This window comes from Mycobacterium sp. UNC410CL29Cvi84 (assembly GCF_000686745.1).
In the GTDB taxonomy this organism is placed as follows: Bacteria; Actinomycetota; Actinomycetes; order Mycobacteriales; family Mycobacteriaceae; genus Mycobacterium; species Mycobacterium mucogenicum_B.
This window is the reverse complement of record NZ_JMLM01000010.1, coordinates 43,245-65,511: the sequence shown is the minus strand read 5'-3', so window position 1 is coordinate 65,511 and position 22,267 is coordinate 43,245. Positions and strand designations below refer to the sequence as shown.

At 65.9% G+C, this 22,267-nt stretch carries 16 protein-coding genes; 13 read left to right on the top strand and 3 right to left on the bottom strand.

Features of this window, described 5'->3' with window-relative positions; genetic code table 11:
- The 13 genes from eccB (at window position 1) to BR47_RS0115080 (ending at window position 17,666) form a co-directional block, all read left to right on the top strand.
- The gene (eccB, locus tag BR47_RS0115140; RefSeq protein WP_029120032.1) at window positions 1-1,476 is read left to right on the top strand and encodes a type VII secretion protein EccB; all 1,476 of its coding nucleotides are present in this window, start codon (window positions 1-3) and stop codon (window positions 1,474-1,476) included.
- Window positions 1,473-3,710, top strand: coding sequence for a type VII secretion protein EccCa (eccCa, locus tag BR47_RS0115135; RefSeq protein ID WP_029120031.1), 2,238 nt, complete (start codon window positions 1,473-1,475; stop codon window positions 3,708-3,710). The genes eccB and eccCa overlap by 4 nt, the downstream gene beginning before the upstream one ends.
- Window positions 3,707-5,452 carry a type VII secretion protein EccCb gene (gene eccCb, locus BR47_RS0115130; RefSeq protein WP_020099957.1) on the top strand — a complete coding sequence of 582 codons (1,746 nt, stop codon included), beginning with the start codon at window positions 3,707-3,709 and terminating at the stop codon, window positions 5,450-5,452. Before eccCa ends, eccCb begins: the two co-directional genes overlap by 4 nt.
- A gap of 172 nt (window positions 5,453-5,624) precedes the next feature.
- Window positions 5,625-5,921 carry a PE family protein gene (locus tag BR47_RS0115125; RefSeq protein WP_020099958.1) on the top strand — a complete coding sequence of 99 codons (297 nt, stop codon included), beginning with the start codon at window positions 5,625-5,627 and terminating at the stop codon, window positions 5,919-5,921.
- Window positions 5,922-5,966: 45 nt separating this feature from the next.
- A complete protein-coding gene (locus BR47_RS0115120; RefSeq protein ID WP_020099959.1) occupies window positions 5,967-7,292 on the top strand; it encodes a PPE family protein in 1,326 nt (441 codons plus the stop codon).
- A 96-nt stretch (window positions 7,293-7,388) separates the two neighbouring features.
- On the top strand, window positions 7,389-7,694 hold the full coding sequence (locus BR47_RS0115115; RefSeq protein WP_029104862.1) for a WXG100 family type VII secretion target: 306 nt from the start codon (window positions 7,389-7,391) through the stop codon (window positions 7,692-7,694).
- 47 nt (window positions 7,695-7,741) lie between these two features.
- On the top strand, window positions 7,742-8,026 hold the full coding sequence (locus tag BR47_RS0115110) for a WXG100 family type VII secretion target (RefSeq protein WP_020099961.1): 285 nt from the start codon (window positions 7,742-7,744) through the stop codon (window positions 8,024-8,026).
- Between the two features lie 106 nt (window positions 8,027-8,132).
- Window positions 8,133-9,527, top strand: coding sequence for a MinD/ParA family ATP-binding protein (locus BR47_RS0115105; protein WP_020099962.1), 1,395 nt, complete (start codon window positions 8,133-8,135; stop codon window positions 9,525-9,527).
- Window positions 9,524-11,068, top strand: coding sequence for a type VII secretion integral membrane protein EccD (gene eccD, locus BR47_RS0115100; RefSeq protein WP_020099963.1), 1,545 nt, complete (start codon window positions 9,524-9,526; stop codon window positions 11,066-11,068). Before BR47_RS0115105 ends, eccD begins: the two co-directional genes overlap by 4 nt.
- Before the next feature lie 100 nt (window positions 11,069-11,168).
- Window positions 11,169-12,272, top strand: coding sequence for a hypothetical protein (locus tag BR47_RS33525; protein ID WP_029104863.1), 1,104 nt, complete (start codon window positions 11,169-11,171; stop codon window positions 12,270-12,272).
- Between the two features lie 127 nt (window positions 12,273-12,399).
- Window positions 12,400-13,851 carry a neutral zinc metallopeptidase gene (locus BR47_RS0115090; RefSeq protein WP_029104864.1) on the top strand — a complete coding sequence of 484 codons (1,452 nt, stop codon included), beginning with the start codon at window positions 12,400-12,402 and terminating at the stop codon, window positions 13,849-13,851.
- 55 nt (window positions 13,852-13,906) lie between these two features.
- Window positions 13,907-16,951, top strand: a complete 3,045-nt coding sequence (locus BR47_RS0115085) for an ATP-binding cassette domain-containing protein (RefSeq protein ID WP_197035061.1) — start codon at window positions 13,907-13,909, stop codon at window positions 16,949-16,951.
- 34 nt (window positions 16,952-16,985) lie between these two features.
- Complete coding sequence (locus BR47_RS0115080; RefSeq protein ID WP_081633322.1) at window positions 16,986-17,666, top strand: sensor domain-containing protein; 681 nt, start codon at window positions 16,986-16,988, stop codon at window positions 17,664-17,666.
- 1 nt (window position 17,667) lies between these two features.
- On the opposite strand, the gene BR47_RS0115075 is transcribed toward BR47_RS0115080, so the two are convergent.
- The 3 genes from BR47_RS0115075 to BR47_RS0115065 form a co-directional block, all read right to left on the bottom strand.
- The gene (locus BR47_RS0115075) at window positions 17,668-19,716 is read right to left on the bottom strand and encodes a serine/threonine-protein kinase (RefSeq protein WP_029120029.1); all 2,049 of its coding nucleotides are present in this window, start codon (window positions 19,714-19,716) and stop codon (window positions 17,668-17,670) included.
- 10 nt (window positions 19,717-19,726) lie between these two features.
- Entirely contained in the window at window positions 19,727-20,920 is a 1,194-nt protein-coding gene (locus BR47_RS0115070) for a DUF7373 family lipoprotein (protein ID WP_029120028.1), read from the bottom strand.
- A gap of 156 nt (window positions 20,921-21,076) precedes the next feature.
- Entirely contained in the window at window positions 21,077-22,261 is a 1,185-nt protein-coding gene (locus BR47_RS0115065) for a DUF7373 family lipoprotein (RefSeq protein ID WP_029120027.1), read from the bottom strand.
- Between the last annotated feature and the right edge of the window lie 6 nt (window positions 22,262-22,267).

The window sequence follows — 22,267 nt, the reverse complement described above, 5'->3', positions numbered from 1 at the left end:
ATGGCTGATTTCCGGCTCACCACCAAGGTTCAGGTCAGCGGTTGGCGCTTCCTGCTCCGTCGCGTCGAGCACGCCATCGTGCGGCGCGACACCCGCATGTTCGACGACCCGCTGCAGTTCTACAGCCGGTCGGTGTCGGCAGGCATCGTCGTCGCGGTCATCGTCTGCCTCGGTGCCGCGATGCTGGCGTACTTCAAACCGCAAGGCAAGCGGGGTGGCGACTCGCTGCTCGTCGACCGCAGCACCAACCAGCTGTACGTGGTGATGCCCGGGGGTTCTGGGCAGATCCGTCCGGTCTACAACCTGACATCGGCGCGGCTGGTTCTCGGCCACACCGGTGAGCCGCAGGTCGTCAAGCCTGCGGAACTGTCCAAGATGCCCAAGGGTCAACCCATCGGCATCCCCGGTGCGCCCTATGCGACGCCGATCAACGGCACGTCGGGCACCTGGTCGGTGTGTGACACCGTCACCAAGCCCGAGAGCGTCACCCCGACCGTCGAGACCTCGGTGCTCGTCGAACCCGTCGTCCTGGGCGGCGGGGTCGGCCCCATCCGGCCAGATCAGGGCGTGCTGGTCAAGTATCAGGACAAGACCTGGCTCATCACGAAGGATGGGCGGCATGCGATCGACCTGGCCGACCGCGCCCTGACCTCCGCCGTGGGAATTCCGGTCGGTTCGAAGTCGGCGCCCATCTCGTCCGGCCTGTTCAACGCACTGCCGAACGTCGGCCCCTGGGCCCTGGCCCCGATCCCGGCCGCGGGCGCGCCAAACAGCGTCGGCCTGCCGCCGAATCTGGTCAACGGCACGGTGTTCCAGACGGTCACCGACAACAGCAAGCAGCAGTACGTGGTGCTGCCCGACGGCGTCGCGAAGGTCAACGACACCACGGCGGCCGCACTGCGCGCCACGAACTCCTACGGGCTGATCTCGCCGCCGTCGGTGGAATCCAGCGTCGTCGCCAAGATCCCCGAGCAGACCTACACCTCACCGCTGCCGGCGAAGCCCATGACCATGCTGCTGCCGCAGGACGATCCGACGGTGTGCTGGGCATGGCAGCGCGAAGCCGGCGACCAGGGTGCCAAGACCACAGTGATCGTCGGTCGGCACCTGCCGATCCCGCCGAGCTCGATGGGCAACGGCATCAAGCAGATCAGCGGCGACGCCACCGTCTACATCGACGGCGGCCAGTTCATCCGGCTGCAGTCCCCGGACCCGCGGTACGGCGAGGCCCAGTACTACGTCGACGCCCAGGGCGTCCGGTATGGGATAGCCAACGACGACACCGCGAAGGCCCTCGGGCTCAGCGGCGCCGTCACGGCGCCGTGGCAGGTGGTCGGTCTGCTGATGGAAGGCCCGGTGCTGTCGAAGGAGGCGGCGCTGCTCGAGCACGACACGCTGCCGGCGGATCCGAAACCGCGGAAGGTGGGCGGCGGCAACGAGGCCGCGGCTCCGCCGCATCCGGGAGGTGCGTCATGACAACCAAGAAGTTCACCCCGTCGATGAAGCGCGGTCCGCGCCTGACCCCGGGTGAGATCAACGTGACGCCGCCCGACGACCTGGGCATCGAGATCCCCGCGTCCGGCATGCAGAAGGCAATGCCGTACGTCATGGGCGGCGGCATGCTCGGAATGATCGCGATCATGATCTTCACCGGCGTTCGTCAGCTGTCGCCGTACATGCTGATGATGCCGCTGATGATGATCATGGGCACCGTCGGCTACATGGCCAGCGGCGGTGGCGGTGGCAAGAAGGTGCCGGAGATCAACGAGGACCGCAAGGAGTATCTGCGGTACCTGGCAGGCCTGCGGACGCGCGTGACGTCGTCGGCGGATGCGCAGGTGACGTTCTTCAGTTACCACGCACCGCATCCCGAGGACCTGCTGTCCATCGTGGGCACGCAGCGGCAGTGGTCGCGCAGCGTCAGCGGTAACAACGCCGATTTCTTCATGGGTGCCCGCATCGGCATCGGCGCCCAGGCGGCAGTCGACCGACTGCTCAAGCCGAACATCGGGTCGGACCTCGCGGGCCCGATGGCCGCACCGCAGGCGCACCTGGAACCGGTCAGCCACATGTGGGTGACTAAGTTCCTGCGCACCCACGGTCTGGTGCACGACTGCCCGAAGCTGGTGATCCTCAAGAGCTACCCGACCATCGCAGTCGGTGGTGATCCGGAAGGGTCGAGGGGTCTGCTCGCCGCCATGATCTGTCACCTGGCGGTCTTCCATCCGCCGGACCTGCTGCAGATCCGGGTCCTGATGGACGATCTCGACGATCCCGACTGGGCGTGGCTGAAGTGGCTGCCCCACGTGCAGAGCCAGACCGAGTTCGACGACGCCGGACCCAGGCGCCTCGTGTTCACCAAGCCGGACGGGCTGGCCGACCTGACGGCGCGCGGTCCGCACAGTGCCGACGCACCGCCTTCCGGTCCCTACGTGCTGGTGGTCGACCTGACCGGCGGCAAAGCCGGCTTCCCGGTCGACGGTCGCGCCGGCGTCACCGTCATCACCAAGGGCAACCACAGGTCGGGCTACCGCATCAAGGTCAATCCCGACGGCTCGTGCGAGGACCGCACGGCGTCCCAGCCATGGCGTGAGGTCACGACCGTGACCGACTCGGTGACCCCGACGTCGGCCGGCCGGTTGGCGCGCAAGCTCGCGGGCTGGTCCATCACCGGCACGATCATCGACAAGGGCACGCGCGTCCAGAAGAAGGTGTCGAGTGAATGGCACCACCTGGTTGGTGCCCGCTCGGTCGAGGAAGTGACGCCGCGGCGGTGGCGGATGTACTCGGATACGGATCAGGACCGGTTGCGGATTCCGTTCGGCCACCAGCTGAAAAATGGCGAGATCATGCATCTCGACATCAAGGAGGGCGCCGAGTTCGGTGCCGGTCCGCACGGCATGCTGATCGGTACGACGGGTTCCGGTAAGTCGGAATTCCTTCGTACCCTGATCCTTTCGCTCGTTGCGACGCACCATCCGGATCAGATCAACCTGCTGCTGACCGACTTCAAGGGTGGTTCGACCTTCCTGGGCATGGAGAAGCTGCCGCACACCGCGGCCGTCGTCACCAACATGGAAGAGGAAGCCGAACTCGTCGGCCGCATGGGCGAGGTGCTCACCGGTGAGCTGGACCGGCGGCAGAACATCCTGCGTCAGGCCGGTATGCAGGTCGGCGCGGCCGGTGCGCTGTCGGGCGTCGCCGAGTACGAGAAGTACCGCGAGCGTGGGGCCGACCTGCCGCCGCTCCCAACGCTTTTCGTCGTCGTCGACGAGTTCGCAGAGTTGCTGCAGAACCACCCGGACTTCATCGCACTGTTCGACCGCATCTGTCGCGTGGGCCGGTCGCTGCGCGTGCACCTGCTGCTGGCGACGCAGTCGCTGAACACCGGCGGTGCCCGCATCGACAAACTGGAGCCGAACCTGACGTATCGAATCGCGCTGCGTACCACCAGCTCCGCCGAATCCAAGGCGGTGATCGGTACGCCCGAGGCGCAGTACATCACCAACAAGGAGAGCGGCGTCGGCTTCCTCCGGGTCGGCATGGAGGATCCGGTCAAGTTCAAGAGCATCTACACCGGCGGCACCTACGTGCCGACGGCAGCGGAGAACGACGACGGTGACGACGCGCCACGAGTGGTGGCGCAGAACAACTTCCGGATTCGGCCGTTCACCGCAGCGCCGATGGCAGATTCGGGAGTCGGACGATGACGAACACCGAACAGCGCGCGCTGCGTGAAGTGGTGCTGAACCAGCTGACGACCGGTGAGAGCCGCGCGTACAAGATGTGGCTGCCGCCGCTGCTGGATCCGATGCCGGTCAACGAACTGGTGGAGCGCGACCAGCGGGCCCCGCTTCGCTTCGGCCTCGGCATCATGGACGAACCGCGCCGCCACAAGCAGGAAGTGTGGGGCATCGACACGTCGGCGGCCGGCGGCAACATTGCGGTCGGCGGTGCGCCGCAGACCGGGAAGTCGACGTTTCTGCAGACGCTGGTGCTGTCGGCGGCCGCGACCCACTCCCCCCGCCAGGTGCAGTTCTACTGCGTCGACCTCGGTGGTGGTGGTCTGATGTACCTCGAGGACCTGCCGCACGTCGGCGGCGTCGCCACCCGTTCCGAACCGGACCGGGTACAGCGCGTCGTCGCGGAGATGAAAGCCGTTCTGCGGCAGCGTGAATTGACGTTCAAAGAGCTGCGCATCGGGTCGATCGCCAGTTACCGACAGTTGCGTGAGGACCCGAATCATCCGGCGTCGCAGGATCCGTTCGGTGACGTCTACCTGATCATCGACGGCTGGCCGGCGTTCGTCGGTGAGTTCCCGGACCTCGAGCCGGTGGTTCAGGACCTCGCCGGCCAGGGCCTGTCGTTCGGAGTGCACGTCATCATCTCGACGCCGCGCTGGACGGAACTGAAATCCCGTGTCCGTGACTACCTGGGCACCAAGGTCGAGTTCCGCCTCGGTGACGTCAACGAGACGCAGATCGACCGCATCACCCGCGAGATTCCGCCGAACCGCCCTGGGCGGGCGGTGTCGATGGAGAAGCACCACCTGATGATCGGGGTGCCCCGGATGGACGGGGTGCACAGCGCAGCCGACCTGGTGCCGGCCATCACCGCGGCCGTTGACCACATCGCGTCGCTGCACACCGACATGGCTCCGCGGGTTCGCGTGCTGCCCGAGCGGATCTACCTGCACGAACTCGACCCGAATCCGCCTGGCCCGGAGAACGACTACCGGACTCGGTGGACGGTGCCGGTGGGCGTGCGCGAATCCGATCTCTCGGTGGCGTACAACCACATGTACAACACGCCGCATCAGCTCATCTTCGGTGCGCCGAAGTCAGGCAAGACCACCATTGCGCATGCGGTGGCGGAGGCGATCTGCAAGCGCAACAGCCCCGATCAGGTGCGGTTCATGCTCGCGGACTTCCGGTCTGGCCTCCTCGACGCCGTGCCTGAGACACATCTGCTCGCGGCGGGCGCCATCAACCGCAACATCGCCGCCCTGGAAGAGTCCATCAAGGCGCTGGCGGTGAACCTGAAGAAGCGGCTGCCGCCACCGGACCTGACGACGTCCCAGTTGCGCTCGCGGTCGTGGTGGAGCGGTCCGGACGTCGTGCTGCTGGTCGACGACTGGCACATGATCGTCGCCGCCAGCGGTATGGGGTCGCCGATGGCGCCATTGGCTCCGCTATTGCCGGCCGCCGCCGATATCGGTCTGCACATCATCGTGACATGTCAGATGAGTCAGGCGCACCGGTCCACGATGGACAAGTTCGTCGGTACCGCTTATGGCGCCGGAACGCCGACGATGTTCCTGTCGGGCGAGAAAGCGGAGTTCCCGTCGAGCGAGTTCAAACTCCGTCGTAGGCCCCCTGGCCAGGCGCTTCTGGTGTCACCGGACGGTAAGGAGGTCATCCAGGCTGCCTATGTTGATCCTCCGGCGGAATAAGTGTAGGTAACCCCCCAAAACCCTCGGTAGTATCAGTTTCAGACGTTCAGCAACGCTAAACGCCCGCTGATCGGCCTAGGGGGAACGGGGGTTCCGTGGGGGATCTTCAATTCTTATCTGTGCCGTTCGCACAATTCCATACCGCGATCTTGAATTGGTAAGGAGAAAAGAAATGCAGCCTTTGCAACATGAAGAGGGCGCGATCGGCGTCGGCACGCAGGTTGTCGCCAACGGAGCGCGTGGAATTGCGACCGGCACTGCCACCATGACGGAGGCCAGCACCCTGGTCCCGGCCGGTGCAGACGAAGTGTCGCTGCAGGCCGCCATGGCATTCGCCGTCGAGGGGGTCGAGGTCATGGGCATCAACGCCTTCGCCCAGGAAGAGCTGGCGCGTGCTGGCGCAGCGTACGTCGAGGCGGGCGCCATGTATGAGGCCACTGATGTGGCCACGTCAGCGACCCTGATCTAGCCACCGCGTACGACGAGCCCACACAGAGCCTGAGGACAGCAAATCATGGGGCTTCCCGCCATGCCGGCGATGTTCTACGGAGCATTCCCGCCGGAGATGAACACCGGCCGACTCATGGCCGGTGCAGGCCCTGCGCCGATGCTGCAAGCAGCTGCAGGGTGGGAAGCGTTGGCCGTCGCGCTGGAGACGCAGGCGGTGGAGCTTGCCGCCAGCTTGGCGGAACTGAGCGCGAACTGGTCCGGCATGGGCAGTGAACGAGCCGTCACGGCAACCTCACCGATGGTGACGTGGCTGCACACTACTGCTATGCAGGCACAGAAGCGCGCGATGCAGGCGTTGGCACAGGCGGAGTCATACAGCTTGGCCTTGGCCACCACTCCGCAGCTGCCGGAGATCGAGATGAACCACGTCACGCACGGCGTGCTCGAGGCCACGAATTTCCTGGGTATCAATACGGTGCCGATCGGCTTCAACGAGGCGGACTACGCGCGCATGTGGGCGTTGGCGGGCTCGGTGATGGAGACGTATCAGGCCGAGACCACCATGAACACGCTGTTCGAACCCATTCTGCCGCCAAAGCCCATCGTGATACCTGGGGTCGGCGAGGCGACGGAAGCGGCGATTGTCGCGCGAGCCGCGATGGGGGTTTCGGAGGCAGTGGCGCGCAACTTGGTCATCTCGCAGGTAGCGAGCCAGTCGGCGATCGAAGACGCGGCGCTGATGGTGGGAAATGCCGCTGCCCAGGCGAATTTCGCGGGACAACGTGCGCAGGGACAGGCATCCAAAGCGGAATCGGCAGCGCAGCGTGCCAGCGAGCAGCAAGACAAAGGCCAGCAGGGCGCGCAGATGATGATGCAGGTGGTCTCGCAGGTCGGATCGCAGGCCGCGCAGCTGCCGCAGCAGCTCGGTCAGCTCATCACGCAGCCAGTTCAGCAGTTGAGCCAGCCGATGCAACAGGTGACGCAGATCTTCAGCCAGCTGGGCAGCAGTTTCGGTCAGAACAACGGGCCGCAGATCGGCCTGATGGGCGCCAGCCCCTTCTCCAATCACCCGCTGGCGGGTGGCTCGGGCGCGACATCGGGTGCCGGCCTGGTGCGTGCTGCGTCACTGCCCGGAATGGGCGGTTCCGCACCGCGGACGCCGCTGATGGCCTCGCTGGTCGGTGGTCTCGGGGGCCCCCCGACCGCTTCGCTCGAGGCGGGTGCGGCGGCGGGTGCAGGAGGTGCCGGCAAGGCGCCGGTGAGTAGTGCCGGTGGGGCCGGTGGCGGAATGCCTGGCCGCAAAGCAGAGAAGGGCGGAGGGACAAGGGAGGCCCTCAAAGCCCCCGGGGTTCTGGTTCAGGACCTCGACGACGATGACGACGACTGGTGAGTTGTCGCGTCACACAAAGGCTTCCGGCCCAGGGGGGTCGGCAAGGACTCGCCATTCCCGTGGTGAGGACACAGGAAATAGAAAAGGTGATCCAGCATGACGAGCATGAATACAGATGCCGAAGTCCTCGCCTCAGAGGCAGGTAATTTCGATCGCATCGCGGGCGAGCTGAACGGCGTGAAGACCCACGTCGACGCGGTGGCGGGCCAGCTCGCGACGCACATGAAGACGCCCGAGGCGGGCATGGCGGCCCAGGCTGCATTGACTCGCTTTGACGAGGCCATGACGGCGCAGCTCAAGGAGCTGGCCGACATCTCCGCCAACATCCAGACTGCCGGCGTGCAGTACACCGCGACCGATGCCGACGCCGGGTCGTCGCTGTCGAGCCAGATGCAGATCTAGCCAGACCCAACCACCACGTACAACGACTCAGAAGCGGAGAAGACAAAATGGCACAGGACTGGAATTTCGCCGGCATCGAAGGAAGCGCCGGCGACTTGGCTGGTGCGGTGAACACGACGCACGGCCTGCTGGACGAGGGCAAGGCCTCGCTGGCGAAGCTGGCTTCGGTGTGGGGCGGCTCGGGTTCGGAGGCTTACCAGGCCGTCCAGCAGCGGTGGGACAACACCGCGATGGAGCTCAACAATGCGCTGCAGAGCCTCGGGCATGCGGTCAGCGAGGCCGGTGGCACCATGCAGTCGACCGAGCACGGCGTCACCGGATTGTTCGGCTAGGCGATCGGCACGACGCAACACAGGAGGTGGGCAGGTCGGCGTAGGGTCGACTCTGCCCACCTCATGTGCGTTCCAGGTGTAATCCCCACACAATCGAGAGGTACTCATGTCCGCCGACTATGACCGGCTTTTCAACAACTCGCCGGGCCAGGCCGACAACGAGGAAGCCACGCGAACCGTCGACCACGCGACCCTTGCTGCCGCCGCGCAGATGTCTGCCTCCGCGGCCGCTGCCTCGGCTGCAGGGGCCGAATCGCCGTCGGGCCCGCCCGTTGCCGGCCAGCCACAGCAGCCGCCGGGCATGGTCCCGCCGCCGCGGCCGTCCGAAGTGACGACTCAAATGCCGCCTACGCCACCGCAATTCATGCAGAACGGCCTCATGCGCTCGCCGCAGGGCGCGCCGATGGCAGGCGCGCAGTACGAGCAGCCGCAGCACGCGCCGATGATGATGCCTCCCCCACCGCGGCACATGCAGCCGCCGCCGCAGCACTACGCCATGGATCCCCAGGCCGATATGCAGTGGACCGAGCAGCACATGCCGGATCAGACGTCGGCCGCCACCATCGGCGACCACCGCGCCATCGACGCGCTGTCGCACGTGGGTGTGCGGGCCGGGGTGAAGATGCCGTCGCAGCGTGGTTGGCGCCACGTGCTCTACCTGCTGACGCGGATCAACTTGGGCCTGTCGCCCGACGAGCTGTACGAGTTGGACCTCTACACCCGGATCCGACGTAATGCCCGCGACTCGTACCAGATCGGTGTGCTGGGGCTGAAGGGCGGCGTCGGCAAGACGGCTGTCACGGTCACTCTGGGTTCTGTCATGGCGAAAGTCCGCGGTGACCGAATCCTGGCTGTCGACGCCGATCCGGACGGCGGCAACCTGGCCGACCGGGCCGGCCGGCAGTCGGCTGCGACCATATCGGATCTGTTGTCCGACAAGGAACTTGCGCGCTACAACGACATCCGCGCGTACACCAGCATGAACGCCTCCAACCTCGAGGTGCTGTCATCGGCCGAGTACAGCGTCGCGCGCCGCGACTTCAACGAAGAGGACTGGTCGGCTGCGGTCAAGATCGTCTCGCAGTACTACAACCTGGTGCTCGCCGACTGCGGCGCCGGGTTGTTCCACCAGGCATCGCGAGCCGTGTTGTCGACCGTGTCCGGCTTGGTGATCGTCGCCAGTGCCTCGATCGACGGTGCCCGCCAGGCTGCGGTGACCATGGACTGGTTGCGCCAGAACGGATATCAGGATCTGCTGGGCCGGGCGTGTGTGGTCATCAACCACGTGACGCCGGGCAAGACCAACATCGACGTCGACGACCTGGTGCAGCAGTTCGAACGCCACGTGCCCGCCGGCCGCGTCGTCGTACTGCCGTGGGACAAACACATCGCCGCCGGTTCCGACATCCAGTTCGACCTGCTGGGCAAGACCTACCAGCGGCGCATCACCGAACTCGCCGCGGCGCTGTCCGACGACTTCGACAGGCTCGAGCGCCGGTGACCGCATCGGCCGGCCCCGCAACCGCTGCGCCCGCCGCGGCAGCTGACAATCCGACAAGGCAGTCGACCACCCGGGTCACCATCCTGACGGGTCGACGCATGACCGATCTGGTCCTGCCGGCATCGACGCCGATCGAGACCTACATCGACGAGACGGTCAACGTCCTCGCTGATCTGCTCGACGACACCCCGGCCGATGTGCTGGCCGGGTTCGACTTCAAGGCTCAGGGCGTCTGGGCGTTCGCGCGTCCGGGGTCGCCGCCGTTGAAGTCCACCGAGTCGCTCGACGACGCCGGGGTCGTCGACGGTGCCCTGCTGACCTTGGTGTCGGTGAGTCGGACCGAACGCTACCGGCCGCTGGTCGAGGACGTCATCGACGCCATGGCGGTGCTCGAAGAGTCCCCGGAGTTCGATGGCGCCGCGCTGAAACGGCTTGTCGGACTGGCCATCCCAGTCGCGACGCTCGCAGTCGCTGGTGCGTCGTTGTGGTCGTGGTCGCAGTCCGGCCACGGCTGGTGGTGGCCGGTCGCGCTCGGCCTGTTGGGCGCGCTGGTGTTGGGCGGCAGCTTCGTTGCCAAGAGCCGCTACGACAACGTCGATCTGTCCGAGAGTCTTCTCGTGGCGTCGTTGCCGCTGTTGGGTGGCGCGGCCGCTTTGGCGGTTCCGCTCCCTCGGGGCATCAACGACATGGGTGCGCCGCAGCTCGCCGGTGCGGCGGCGGTGATTCTGATCGTCGTGCTTGCGACCCGCGGCGGACCGCGAAAGCGTGCCGCGGTGGCAGCCTTCCTGGCAGTCATCGCGGCCGCGGTGACGGGCGCCGCCATCGCTTACGGATATGGCGGGGCGTCGTGGGTTCCCGCCGGTGCCATCGCGCTCGGCCTCATCGTCGTGACCAACGCGGCGAAGCTCACTGTCGCGGTGGCGCGGATCGCGCTGCCGCCGATCCCCGCGCCGGGTGAGGTGATCGCGAACGAGGAACTGCTGGATCCCGTTGCCGCGCACAGCGATGTCATCGATGAGGAGTCGGCGACATGGCGCGCGATCATCGATTCGGTGCCCGATTCCGCGGCCCGGCTGACCGAACGCAGCACGCTGGCACGACAGCTGTTGATCGGTTTCCTGAGCGCCGGTGTCACGGTGCTGACCTACGGTGCCATCGCGATCGTCGTGCAGGGACACTTCTTCGTGCATTCGCTGATCGTCGCGGGACTGGTGACGGTCGTCTGCGGCTTCCGGTCGCGGCTGTATGCCGAACGCTGGTGCGGCTGGGCACTGTTGGCGGCGACGGTGGCCATCCCGACCGGGGTGATGATCAAGTTGGTCTCGTGGGATGCCGACGGCGCCTGGCTGGTGATCGTGCTGTACGTGGCCCTTGCGCTGGTGGCGCTGATCACCGTCGGCGCGACGGACGGCGTTGGCCGCGTGTCGCCGGTGACCAAGCGGATCTTGGAGCTGACCGACGGTGCGGCGATTGCCGCGGTGATTCCGTTGCTGCTGTGGATCGCCGGTGTTTACGACAGCATCAGAAACATCCGGTTCTGACAGGGTTTGTTCGGTCGCGCGGCGGGTGACACCGCCGCGCTGTCGCCATGTTGGCGCCCGTACCGTGTCTTGAGTAGTCAATATTTAGGGAGACCACGATATGTCCGAAAATCACGAGGCCGGCCCGGCGAGTGAGCAGCCGCCGACGGCCGGTGATCTCGAGGAGAAGACCCAGTTCGTCGATCGGTCGGCGTTCCAGTCGCCGAGCGCAGCCGTTGCGGGGACGGGCGACCAGACCCAGGTCGTTCCCTCGACCGCAGCCGCCCCCGAGACGGGTGACCAGACTCAGGTCGTTCCGCCGACCGTCGCGACCCCCCAGTGGCAGCCGCCGCAGCCTCCCGTCGCGCCGAACCCTTACGGCCAGCAGGTGCCGCCCGCGGCCCCGCAGTGGCAGCCGCCGCAGCCGAGCTATCAGCCGCCGCAGCCGCAGTTCGGCCAGCCCGGAGCACCGGTGCCACCGCAGCCTGAGCAGCCGTGGAACCCCGCGGGTTCATCTATGCCGCCGCCCCCGCCCGGGTTCGGCGCTCCGACCTACGGTGCCCCCGGGTTCGGCGCTCCGGGTTTCGGTGCTCCGGTTCCGCCACCCGGATTCGGCCCGGGCGGTACCCAGCCTGGTTTCGGCGCACCCCAGCCCGGTGGATACCCCGGCCCGGGTGGACCGCAGTTCGGCGGACCGCCGGGTCCGCAGCAGACGCCCGTCGACATGGCCAAGTCGCTGCTCACCAAGGGTGATTCGTTCATCTTCCGGTTGATGACGCGCGGTGTCCGCGGTGAGCTGATCCAGCAGCCGTGGTTCCAGAACATGCGGAACAACCCGCAGGGTTCCAACCAGTTCGTGTATCTCGGCTACGGCGGAGCGGTGCTGATCGGGTTGTTCCTGAGCCTGTTCGGTGGCATCGGATCGCTCATCGCCAGTGTGGTCTGGCTCGGGTTGGCCTACTGCTTCCTGGCCCTCGGCACGAAGCTGGCAGCGCAGTTCGTGGCCTACGGGATTTGCGGTGTGGGTGCGGTGGCAAGCCTGCTGGGTCTGTTGTTCGGCATCATCGGCCTGGCGGGAGTGAGCGGCAGCCCCTACATCAGCGGTACCCTCACGGCAATGCTGATATTGGCTGTGGTGATCAACGGTGTCATCGCAGTTGTGCTGGGCTACATCGGAATTCAGGTCCACAAGGGCATTCAGAAGATCGCTACCGGTCAGTTCTGACGGCCCGACGATGAACGGTGCACCCTGACATCGGGGTGCACCGTTCGCTGTTCTGGAGCTGCCGGCAGGCCATAGTCTGGACCGAACGTCAGGGGGCACGATGACAGGCGATTTCGGATTGCGGGTGATGCGCGGAACGGCGCTGCGCCGCTCGGTGGCGGTATGCGCGGTGACGCTGCTCGCCGGCTGTGCGCCGACCGTCGCCGGCACCGCGGTGTCGCCCGTCAACGACCCCTTCCACGTCGCCGACCTCCCGGCCAAGGATGGTCCGAGTGGGTTGCGCGACAACGCGCCCGCAGCGGTCGGCAAGGTACAGAACACCAACAACAGCGACGTCGACCGACTGGCGTTGCAGGCGATCAACGACATCGCCGAGTACTGGCAACACGACTACAGCGCATCGGGTTTGAAGGGCTCGTTCAAGCCCATCGAGAAGTTCCTGTCGTACGACGCTCGCGATCGGAACAGTCCGGAGGCGTGCGAAGAGGACACCGCCGGGCTGGTGAATGCCTTCTACTGCCCCAGTGAGAAGCTGATGGCCTGGGACCGCGGCATCATGGTGCCGACCGGGCGAAAGTACTTCGGCGACGTCTCAGTCGCCGGTCTGATCGGGCATGAGTACGGCCACGCGATCCAGTACATGGCGAAGCTGGTGACCCGCAGTACGCCCGTCATCGTCCGTGAACAACAGGCCGACTGCTTTGCCGGCGCGTATCTGCACTATGTCGCGGCCGGTGATTCCAAGCGGTTCATGATGAGCACCGGCGACGGCCTCAACCATGTGCTCGCCGGACTGATCACCGTCCGGGACCCAACGCTGGGACCGCACGACGACGACATGCTCACCGACGGCCACGGCACCGCGCTGGACCGGGTCAGCGCGTTCCAGCAGGGCTTCACCGTCGGACCGCAAGCCTGCGCGGCCATCGATCTGAACGACATCAAACAGCGCCGCAAGGGCCTGCCGATGGAGCTCGAAGATGAGCCGACGGACGACGATCACCGGTCCGCCGACCTGCCCATCGACAAGGACACGATCGGCACCCTGGTCGAGTTGCTCGGGGTGATCTATTCCCCGAAGCAGCCCCCGAAGCTGACATACGGTCCGGCGAAATGCGATACCTCGCAAGGTGATTCGCCTGCTTCATACTGTCCGTCGACGAACACGATCTCGGTGAACCTGCCCGCCCTCCAACAGATCGGCACACCGGCTGACATGGCCGAGAAGACTCTGATCCAGGGTGACAACACGGCGTTCTCGATCGTCGTGTCGCGGTACATGATGGCGCTGGAGAACCAGCGTGGAGTCAAGCTGGACGACCCGACGGCCGCGTTGCGCACAGCCTGCCTGACCGCGCAGGCCCAGCGTCAGATGGCCAAGCCGCATGACCTGCCCAGTGGTGCCAGCCTGCAGTTGACCGCCGGTGACCTGGACAAGGCCGTCGCCGGGCTGCTGACCAACGGATACGTCGCCACGGCGGTCGATGGGCAGGGTGTGCCGGCCGCGTTCACCCGGATCGCGGCGTTCCGGGCCGGGCTGGCCACCGACGACGAGGGCTGCTACAAGCGCTACCAGTGAGGAGAGTGCATTCGTGAGCTCCGTCCCGCCGCTCATCGTGACGCTCGGCGGCGCCATGTTCACCTTCCCGCCCGGCAAGGAGGTCACCGTCGGCCGTGGCGAGGCCTCGGATGTCAGGATCCCGGACGCCGGCCCCGGCGCCAAGCACGTGGTGTCCCGGTTGCATCTGATCATCCGGGTGGACCCCGGTGTCGGTCAGTGGGTGGCAATCGACAAGTCTCGCAACGGGATCTTCGCCAACCGGACGCGTGTGCCGTCGGCGGTCATCAGTGACGACCTCGTGCTGGCCGTCGGAGCTCCCGACGGGCCGCAGCTCCACTTCCGTACGGCGACCCAGGTCATTCCGGTCGCCAAGTACCGGCAGCCACCGGCGCAGACGGCGCCACCGCGCCCGACGCAGCCGATTCCTCAACCGCCACGGCCGGTTCCGCAGCCGCCGCCTGCACCGCCGCGCCCGCCGGCACCCGCCCCACAACGCTCGTCGGGGCCGCCTGCGGGCGCCGTCACCATCGGGCGGCATTCGACAGCGACCATCAGGGTCGACGATTCGTTGGCCTCCCGGATCCACGCCTACCTGATGCCCGCCCCGACCGGAACCCAGTTGTACGACAACGGTTCGGGCAACGGCACTTTCGTCAACGGTCACCGCGTCGAGGCGGTCACGCTGCGTCCCGGGGACGTCATCACCGTCGGCAACACCGACCTGGTGTTCACCGGCGGTACCGCGGTCCAGTCGCGGCAGGCGGTTGCGACCGGTGGCATCGAGGTACGCCAGGTCGGCCTCGCCATCGAGGGCCACCAGCTGCTGACCAACGTGGCGTTCGACGCTCGGCCCGGCACTCTTACGGCGGTGATCGGCCCGTCGGGCGCAGGCAAGTCGACGTTGATCAGGCTGCTCGGCGGCGTCACCAAACCCACGTCCGGGCAGGTCACCTTCGACGGACACGACGTGCACGCACACTATGCGTCGTTGCGGTCTCGGATCGGGATGGTGCCGCAGGACGACGTCGTCCATCGGCAATTGACTGTCAGCCAGGCGTTGAACTATGCCGCCGAACTCCGGTTACCGCCCGACACGAGCAAGGATGATCGCCACGCGGTGGTGGAGCGGGTGCTCGCTGAGCTCGAGCTCACTGCACATCGCGACAAGAGAGTGGACAAGCTTTCGGGCGGGCAGCGCAAGCGCGCTTCGGTGGCGCTCGAATTGCTCACCGGCCCATCCCTTTTGATCCTCGACGAACCCACGTCAGGTTTGGACCCGGCGCTGGACCGACAGGTCATGCAGATGCTGCGCCGATTGGCCGATGCCGGGCGCACGGTGCTGGTGGTGACGCACTCGCTCACCTACCTGAACATGTGCGACCAGGTGCTGCTGCTGGCACCCGGCGGCAAGACGGTCTACGCGGGGCCCCCGCAAGCGGTTGGATCAGCGATGGGTACCCAGGACTGGGCGGACATCTTCGCCTGGGTCTCGGCCAATCCCGACGCGGCGCATGCGGTGTTCCTGCAGAACAATCCGGCCGCCAACCGACCGGCCGCGCCGCCGGAGCCCGCCGGCCCGCTCGGCGCCCCGGCCCGCACCAGTACCGGCCGTCAAATGCTCACCGTTGCGCGCCGGCAGTTGCAACTGATCTTCGCCGACCGGATCTACACCAGCTTCTTGCTGCTGCTGCCGTTCATCCTGGGCGCGATGTCGCTGATTGTGCCGGGGGACACCGGATTCGGGATGGCTACGGTGGGCCACTCCCCCAATGAACCGAACCAGTTGCTCATCGTCGCCAACATCGCGGCAGTGTTCATGGGGACCGCGCTGACGATCCGTGATCTGGTCGGCGAGCGCACCATCTTCCGCAGGGAGCAGGCGGTCGGGTTGTCGGCCGCCGCGTACCTCTCTGCCAAAATCGTTGTCTACAGCGCATTTACCGCCATTCAGACAGCGATCGTGGTCGCGATCGTGGTGATCGGCAAGGGTGCGCCCACCCAAGGGGCATTGCTGTTGGGCAGCCCGACCCTGGACTTCTATGTGAGTCTGACTGTCGCAGCCATCGTTTCGGCAATTCTGGGTCTGCTGCTGTCCTCTCTGGCGCGGTCCAGCGAGCAGATTCTTCCGATGCTCGTCGTCGTCATCATGTTGTCGATCGTGTTCTCCGGCGGCATGATTCCTGTCACCGGACGTGTCGGCCTGGATCAGGCGTCGTGGTTCCTGCCGGGGCGGTGGGGTTTCGCCGCGTCTGCGAGCGTGGTCGACCTGCTGAAGATCGCCCCACTCATGTCGGTCGACGATCAGCTGTGGCACCACGAATTGCGTTGGTGGGCGCTCGATATCGGTGTGCTGGTGCTGCTGGGCGCAGTTGCCGGGTTCGTGGTGTACCGCCGGCTTCGGCTGCCGGGTGGCGGCGCTGAATCGAGTGCGCCGAAAGCAGCGATGATCGTGGGCGCAGTGGTCCTGGCGGTGGGGTTTGTGGCCGGTATGACGTACCTGACCCGCGACTCCGGAAACCGGCCGACGCAACCGACGGCACCCGCTGCGCCGCCCAAAGCTGCTCCCCCGGGGCACCGCATCGATCTGGCGAACCTGCTCCCAGACGGCAAGGCGGTGAGCGCCGTCATGCAGTCGCCGCCGATGGCGACGGCGACCATCGTCACTGCGGAAACTCCGCGAGCAGGGACAGCCAATCCCCCGCCGTGCGCCGGTGTGGCGGACGCGGGCAGCGCCACGACCTTCGCCCCGGGCTTCACCGGGATGTCGGGTATGGAACTGCACAACCCGGCGGACCCGAACACATGGGTCGTCGCATATGCGACTGGCTACCCGGGGCCCCAAGCGGCAGAACGGATTCCGGCCACGGCGACGTGGTCGGGCTGTGCGAATATCCCGGTCACGTTCACGGCCGACGGCCAGCCGCCGCGCCCACTGGCCGTCGGTGCCGTCGCCGCTGACAAGGGCACTCTCACTGCGATGTTCACCGAGCCGGGGCGCAGCTGCCAGCACGTGCTGACCACCAAGGCTGATGTGGTGATCGACGTCTTGGCGTGTAGCCCGGGCGGCGGCACGCAGGCGGCCGAGCTGGCCAAGCAGATCGCGGACAAAGTCAGCTGACGGGAAGGATCAGATGAATCCCTGGCGTACTGGAATGCTCATCGGAGCGGTGGTGGTTGTCGCGGCGGGTTGTTCGGTCACTGACCGGAAAGTATCGGGCTCTCCCACGACGGCCACGGGTGCTGCTTCCCCAACGACGTTGACATCAGCTGTAGTCAAACCGATCGATGATGCCGGCCTGCCGAGGCTGTTGGGCTCGCCCTCGGAGATCAGCGACTTGGTGGGCGTCGCGATGACGCCGGAGGCGATCTTCAGAAAACCGGATACGAAGCTGCGGGTGGAACCGATTCGCTGCCTCGAAGCGGTCATGCCGGCTCTCGACACCATTGGGTACTACGGCCGAACAGGTTTCGCTGGGCAGCTTCTTCACGGGGATCAGCATGCTCAAGTGGTGCAGGTGGTGGCCGCATTCTCGACGGACGCGGAGGCGGCGGACTTTCGTGAGGCGACTACCGGACATTGGAGGTCGTGCCAGAACCAGCAGGCGACTGTCACGGGCGGTCGGGTTCCCCTGACGTATGCGTTGGAAAGAGTTGAATCGGTCGATTCCGTCGCGAGCGTTCCGGTGTCGGGGACAGCCAGCGATGGGACCCGGGTTCCATGTCAGCACGCATTGGGTTCGCGCAGGAACGTGATCATTGACGTGCGGGTCTGTGCTCCGAACGTGGGAAACAAGGGGCGCGACCTAGTCGCGAAGATCGCCGCCGGCCTGTGAATCAGCGGATGACACTCATTAGCGGAACGAAGTTGGCGTTGAGATACTCGGTAGCCAGGTAACCGCCGGGATCGGCAAGTGCTGCAACGCTATTAGGGTCATCCACGATGATCATCGATCCGCGGTAGGCGGCCAATTGGTAGGGAAGTCCCGCTGCCCCACCGTTGCCGGCGGCTTTGTCGGTGCGCACGACCACCAACACTTCACTGTGAATCAGGAACAATTTGCCGAGGTCTGGCATCGACCGGGTTGAACTACTATCACCTGGCTTGCGACGCAAGTCGGGGTCGTAGTTCAAACCGAGCGAATTGAGATAATCCGCCGCATTGGATGGCGTCAAGGTCTGAGTGACGCCGTCGTCCGACACGTGGATCACCTGGACGCTTTTCCCTGCGGCTCGCGGATTCTGGTTCTTCAGATCGGTCTGCTGGGACGACACCTGGTCGATCAGGGTGTCGGCGTCCTTGTCACGGCCGACGATCTTGCCGATCCATTTGAGCTGGGTCTGCCAGTTCCATGCCCGGCTGGTGTCTTTCGGCTGCGTCACCGTCGGCGCGATGGCCGCGAGGCGTTGGTAGGTCGCGTCGTCGATGTCGCCGGTCGCAATGATGACGTCGGGTTTGGCGGCCTGGATGGCGCTGGTGTCGATGAAGCCGACGGTGTCCTTGACCGACGGGTTTCCGGTGATCTTGGACTGCAACCACGAGGGTAGGGACGTACCTGCGCCGGCGATCGCCACTGGTTGCAGACCGAGCGACAGCACGGCATCGGCGTCGCCGGGGCCGAGGGCGGCGACAGCTGTTGGCGCCTTGGTGATTTCGGTGGTGCCGTGGGCGTGAATGAATGACTGCGCGGTGTACGCCGGGGCGCCGGGCTTGCCGGTCAGCATGATGGAGGCGACGACCGCGATGACGGTGATCACGGCAGCGACCGCGGCACCGATGACCAGTCGACGCTTGCGTGAACTCTTCTGTGGAGCCGCCGGGGGATGGGGTGCCGCCATCTGGCCAGGCAGCGGGCCACGTGGCGGGCCGGGCGGGTAAGGACCGCTGAACTGTCCGCTCGGGTAAGTCAGCACGCCGCTGGGTGGCGTTGGCTGACGGGGCGACCATGATTGCGGCCCCGGCCCCGGCCCCGGCCCCGGCCCCGGCCCCGGCAGTGGCAGCTGGCCGGGTGGCTGTGGCGCCGGGCCGGTGTTCGTGACGGCGGCCGTGGCCGCGGCCGCGAATTCCCGCGCAGTCTGGTAGCGGGCGTTGGGGTCCTTGGCCATGCCGCGGGCGATGACTTCGTTCAGCGCCCACGGCAGGTGGGGCACGCGGTCAGTGACGCGGGGGATTTCTCCTGTCACGTGTGCCGCGGCGATCGCGGCTATACCGCCGGGGAGTCCCCCGTACGGCGTCCGGCCGGTGAGCAGTACGAAGAAGCTGCAGGCCAGAGAGTAGACATCGGCACGCGAATCGACGCGCTGCCCGCTCAGTGCCTCGGGCGGGGCGTAGGCGATGGACGCCATCACCGAGCCGTCTGTGGTCAGGTGCGCGGCGTCGTCGAAGGCGCGAGCAATTCCGAAGTCCGCCAGGAAGACTCGTTCTTCATCGCCGGGATCTTCGGCGTTGGCCAGCAGAAAGTTGGCGGGCTTGACGTCGCGGTGCATGATGCCGCGCCGGTGCGCGTAATCGAGGGCCTTGGCGACTTCGGTGATGATGCGGGCTGCCCGCGCGGGTGACATCCGCCCGGACCGGACTTCCTGGTCGGCGTCGGTACCCGCGACGTACTGCATGGCGATCCACAGCTGACCCGCCTCGGTTTCGCCGCGGGAGTAGACGGCGACGATGTTCGGGTGGTCGAGCGTGGCGGCGACGTTGGCTTCGCGGAGGAAGCGCTCCCTGAACTGGCCGTCGCCCTGGATGGAAGTGGTGAGGACCTTCAGGGCGTCGCTGCGGGGCAGCTGGGGGTTCTTGGCCTTGTAGACCACACCCATGCCGCCAACACCGAGGACGGATTCGATGGTGTAGCCGGCCACGATGTCGCCGGGATTGAAGGTCGAGGTCATTGTGGTCCGATTATTTCGCAGTCAGCAGCAGATACTGGGACGCCATGCGTTGTGTGACGTCGAATGGCTGTAGCGACGACGCTGCGTATACCCATCGGTCCAGCGATGCAGAGCAGGAGTAGACCCGAGCCTTCACCTCAGCGACATCGGTTACCTGGCACTTCGCTGAGGGGAGGCCGGGCACGGCGGGACCCGGCTCAGTGTGGTTCTTGGCGTCTGGCTCGGCGAACTTTGGCGCCAGTTGCGTCGCGGCGGCGGCGTCTTTGGCCCGGTACAGGTGGGTGCCGCGCACCGAAACGATGTCAACGCCGGCTGCTGACAGGTCCACGCCCGTTTGCAGTGGGTCATCGCTGAAATGAAGAATGCCGCGGGGCCCCCATAGGCCCTGATTGCTCTTATGCTCCTTCGTGGGAACCGTCCGACTCAGCAGCCCTTCGGGATCGGTTTGCATAGTGGCGAACTGCGCTGGGTCGGTCGGCTGGAACTCATCGATTCGAGCAGACTGCAGATCCAGCGACTTAGCAACGAACTGTGTTGCGGTGTCGCGGTTTACGTCACTCGAAGCGTATTGATACAGCACGTATGGCCCGTGCGGAGTATAGGAGCTGACTGTGAAACTTCGCTCTGACGTGGTGGCCGCGTGCGCGAGTGCCTCGGGATGTCCTGGAATTGATATCGGTTGATTGGGCGAGGCTGGATCTATTGTCGGGGCCTGCGCCGCGAATTGGCGGGCAGCGTCGTTGGCCAGGTCGGCTGTTGGGAATCGCAGTACCAGAATCACCAACTGGTTGTCGTGATCTGCGCCGCGAATGGTTCCACGACCTGAGCCGAACCCGTTGATCAGCTGATGATCTTTGGCGATCTGCTTCATGGGACCGGGTTCGACGCTGTTCAGACGGTCGGCGTCGAGAAACAGGCCTGTTACATTTACCCCGATATTGACCAGAGTGGGATTGACTTCCCATGGTCCGACGACGAATTCACCCAGACGCTCCGCGTCGATGAGCCGTCCGGATTCTGCGCCCGGCTTCAGCGCCGGCCCCGGCTTGGGTGCCGTCGGGTAGTTCCCGGGGTTCAAGAGGCTGACGATGGCGTCACCAGGCTTGAACGAGGGGTCTTTCGTCGCGTCGCCGTTCGTCACCGTTGTGCAGCCGGCCAGCAGTGCCACTGCGACCGTCGCTACGGCCCACTTGGCGGTCTTCATGACGTTCCCCATCGTCTCCCGACTGCGCCGGCTCCCCGAGACGTTACGCAGTGACTCTCCGCGAACTGTACGCACTCGAGCGGCTGAGTGCCTCAGCCGCCGCGGCAACGGCCGGACGGCCTGAAGGCGGCCGAACGCGAGTTGAACCAGGTGTCGCTATTTCGCGGTCAGCAGCAGGTATTGGGATGCCATTCGTTGTGTGGCGTCGAACGGCTGCAATGAGGAGGCCACGTACACCCACCTATCGAACGACGCGGTGCAGTCGTAGACAAGCGCTTTCACTTCCGCATAATTGATCGCCCGGCACTTGGCCGTGGGCAGTCCGGGTACGGTCGGGCCAGGTTCGCTGGGGCTGCTACCGCCAGGCTCGGCGAGCTTCTGCGCGAGCTGCGCCGCCGCGGCGGCGTCTTTGGCTCGGTAGAGGTAGGTACCGCGTACCGAAACGACGTCGACGCCGGCTGCCGCCAATGCCGCGGCGGTTTGGACTGGGTCGTCTTCGAAATGAAGGAGGCCGCGTGGCCCCCACAAGCCCTGGTTTGCCTTGTGTTCCTTGGTGGGGACCGTCCTGCTCAACAGTCCTTCAGGATCGGTCTGCATGGTGGCGAACTGACTGGGATCGGTAGGCTTGAAATCGTCGATTCGACGCGCCTGCAGGTCTAACGCCTTGGTCGCCAGTTGCAATGACGCGTCGGGGCTTTCCTGTGCAGTGCCGCCTTGAATCAAGACATATGGGCCATGCGGCGAGATGATCGAGGTGGCGAAAGTTCCATCGGGCATGGTGGATTGGAGCGCCTGCGATTCCGGATGTCCGGGTATCGGGATATTGAGTTTCGTCGAGGGATCGTGGATGCGCGGGTGCTGCGTGTAGAAACCAGATGCTGCCGCAGCCGCTTCTTCGGGACTTGGAAAGCGCAAGACAGTGTTCTGCAGCCTGCGAAGGTGGTCTGCGTTTGCCGCCGTGTGGCGGCCGGAGCCGAACGCGTAGATCAAGTGCTGTTGTTGCGCCAGTTGGTCGAGCTCTGGTGACAGGAGCGAGCCGACGCTGAACAACAGCCCGGTCGAAATGAAGCCGACGTTCAGCAACTGCGGGTCAACTTCCCACGGCCCGACCACGTACTCGCCCATGCGTTCGCCGTCGATGATCCGGCCGCTCTCGGCCTCCTGCTTGAGTGCCGGTCCGGGCTTCGGCGTCGTCGGGTAGTTGCCTGGGTTCAGCAGGCTGACGATGGCGTCACCCGGCTTGAACGACGGGTCTTTCGTCGCGTCGCCGGTCGTCACCGTGGTGCAGCCGGCCAGCAGTGCCACGGCCGCTGTCGCCGCGGCCAGCTTGGCGATCTTCATCCAGGG

What these genes read in the sequence shown, in the direction of transcription:
- eccB (WP_029120032.1), top strand. Translation starts at nt 1, where the DNA reads ATGGCTGATTTCCGGCTCACCACCAAGGTTCAGGTCAGCGGTTGGCGC.
- eccCa (WP_029120031.1), top strand. Translation starts at nt 1,473, where the DNA reads ATGACAACCAAGAAGTTCACCCCGTCGATGAAGCGCGGTCCGCGCCTG.
- eccCb (WP_020099957.1), top strand. Translation starts at nt 3,707, where the DNA reads ATGACGAACACCGAACAGCGCGCGCTGCGTGAAGTGGTGCTGAACCAG.
- BR47_RS0115125 (WP_020099958.1), top strand. Translation starts at nt 5,625, where the DNA reads ATGCAGCCTTTGCAACATGAAGAGGGCGCGATCGGCGTCGGCACGCAG.
- BR47_RS0115120 (WP_020099959.1), top strand. Translation starts at nt 5,967, where the DNA reads ATGGGGCTTCCCGCCATGCCGGCGATGTTCTACGGAGCATTCCCGCCG.
- BR47_RS0115115 (WP_029104862.1), top strand. Translation starts at nt 7,389, where the DNA reads ATGACGAGCATGAATACAGATGCCGAAGTCCTCGCCTCAGAGGCAGGT.
- BR47_RS0115110 (WP_020099961.1), top strand. Translation starts at nt 7,742, where the DNA reads ATGGCACAGGACTGGAATTTCGCCGGCATCGAAGGAAGCGCCGGCGAC.
- BR47_RS0115105 (WP_020099962.1), top strand. Translation starts at nt 8,133, where the DNA reads ATGTCCGCCGACTATGACCGGCTTTTCAACAACTCGCCGGGCCAGGCC.
- BR47_RS33525 (WP_029104863.1), top strand. Translation starts at nt 11,169, where the DNA reads ATGTCCGAAAATCACGAGGCCGGCCCGGCGAGTGAGCAGCCGCCGACG.
- BR47_RS0115090 (WP_029104864.1), top strand. Translation starts at nt 12,400, where the DNA reads ATGCGCGGAACGGCGCTGCGCCGCTCGGTGGCGGTATGCGCGGTGACG.
- BR47_RS0115085 (WP_197035061.1), top strand. Translation starts at nt 13,907, where the DNA reads ATGTTCACCTTCCCGCCCGGCAAGGAGGTCACCGTCGGCCGTGGCGAG.
- BR47_RS0115080 (WP_081633322.1), top strand. Translation starts at nt 16,986, where the DNA reads ATGCTCATCGGAGCGGTGGTGGTTGTCGCGGCGGGTTGTTCGGTCACT.
- BR47_RS0115075 (WP_029120029.1), bottom strand. Translation starts at nt 19,716, where the DNA reads ATGACCTCGACCTTCAATCCCGGCGACATCGTGGCCGGCTACACCATC.
- BR47_RS0115070 (WP_029120028.1), bottom strand. Translation starts at nt 20,920, where the DNA reads ATGAAGACCGCCAAGTGGGCCGTAGCGACGGTCGCAGTGGCACTGCTG.
- BR47_RS0115065 (WP_029120027.1), bottom strand. Translation starts at nt 22,261, where the DNA reads ATGAAGATCGCCAAGCTGGCCGCGGCGACAGCGGCCGTGGCACTGCTG.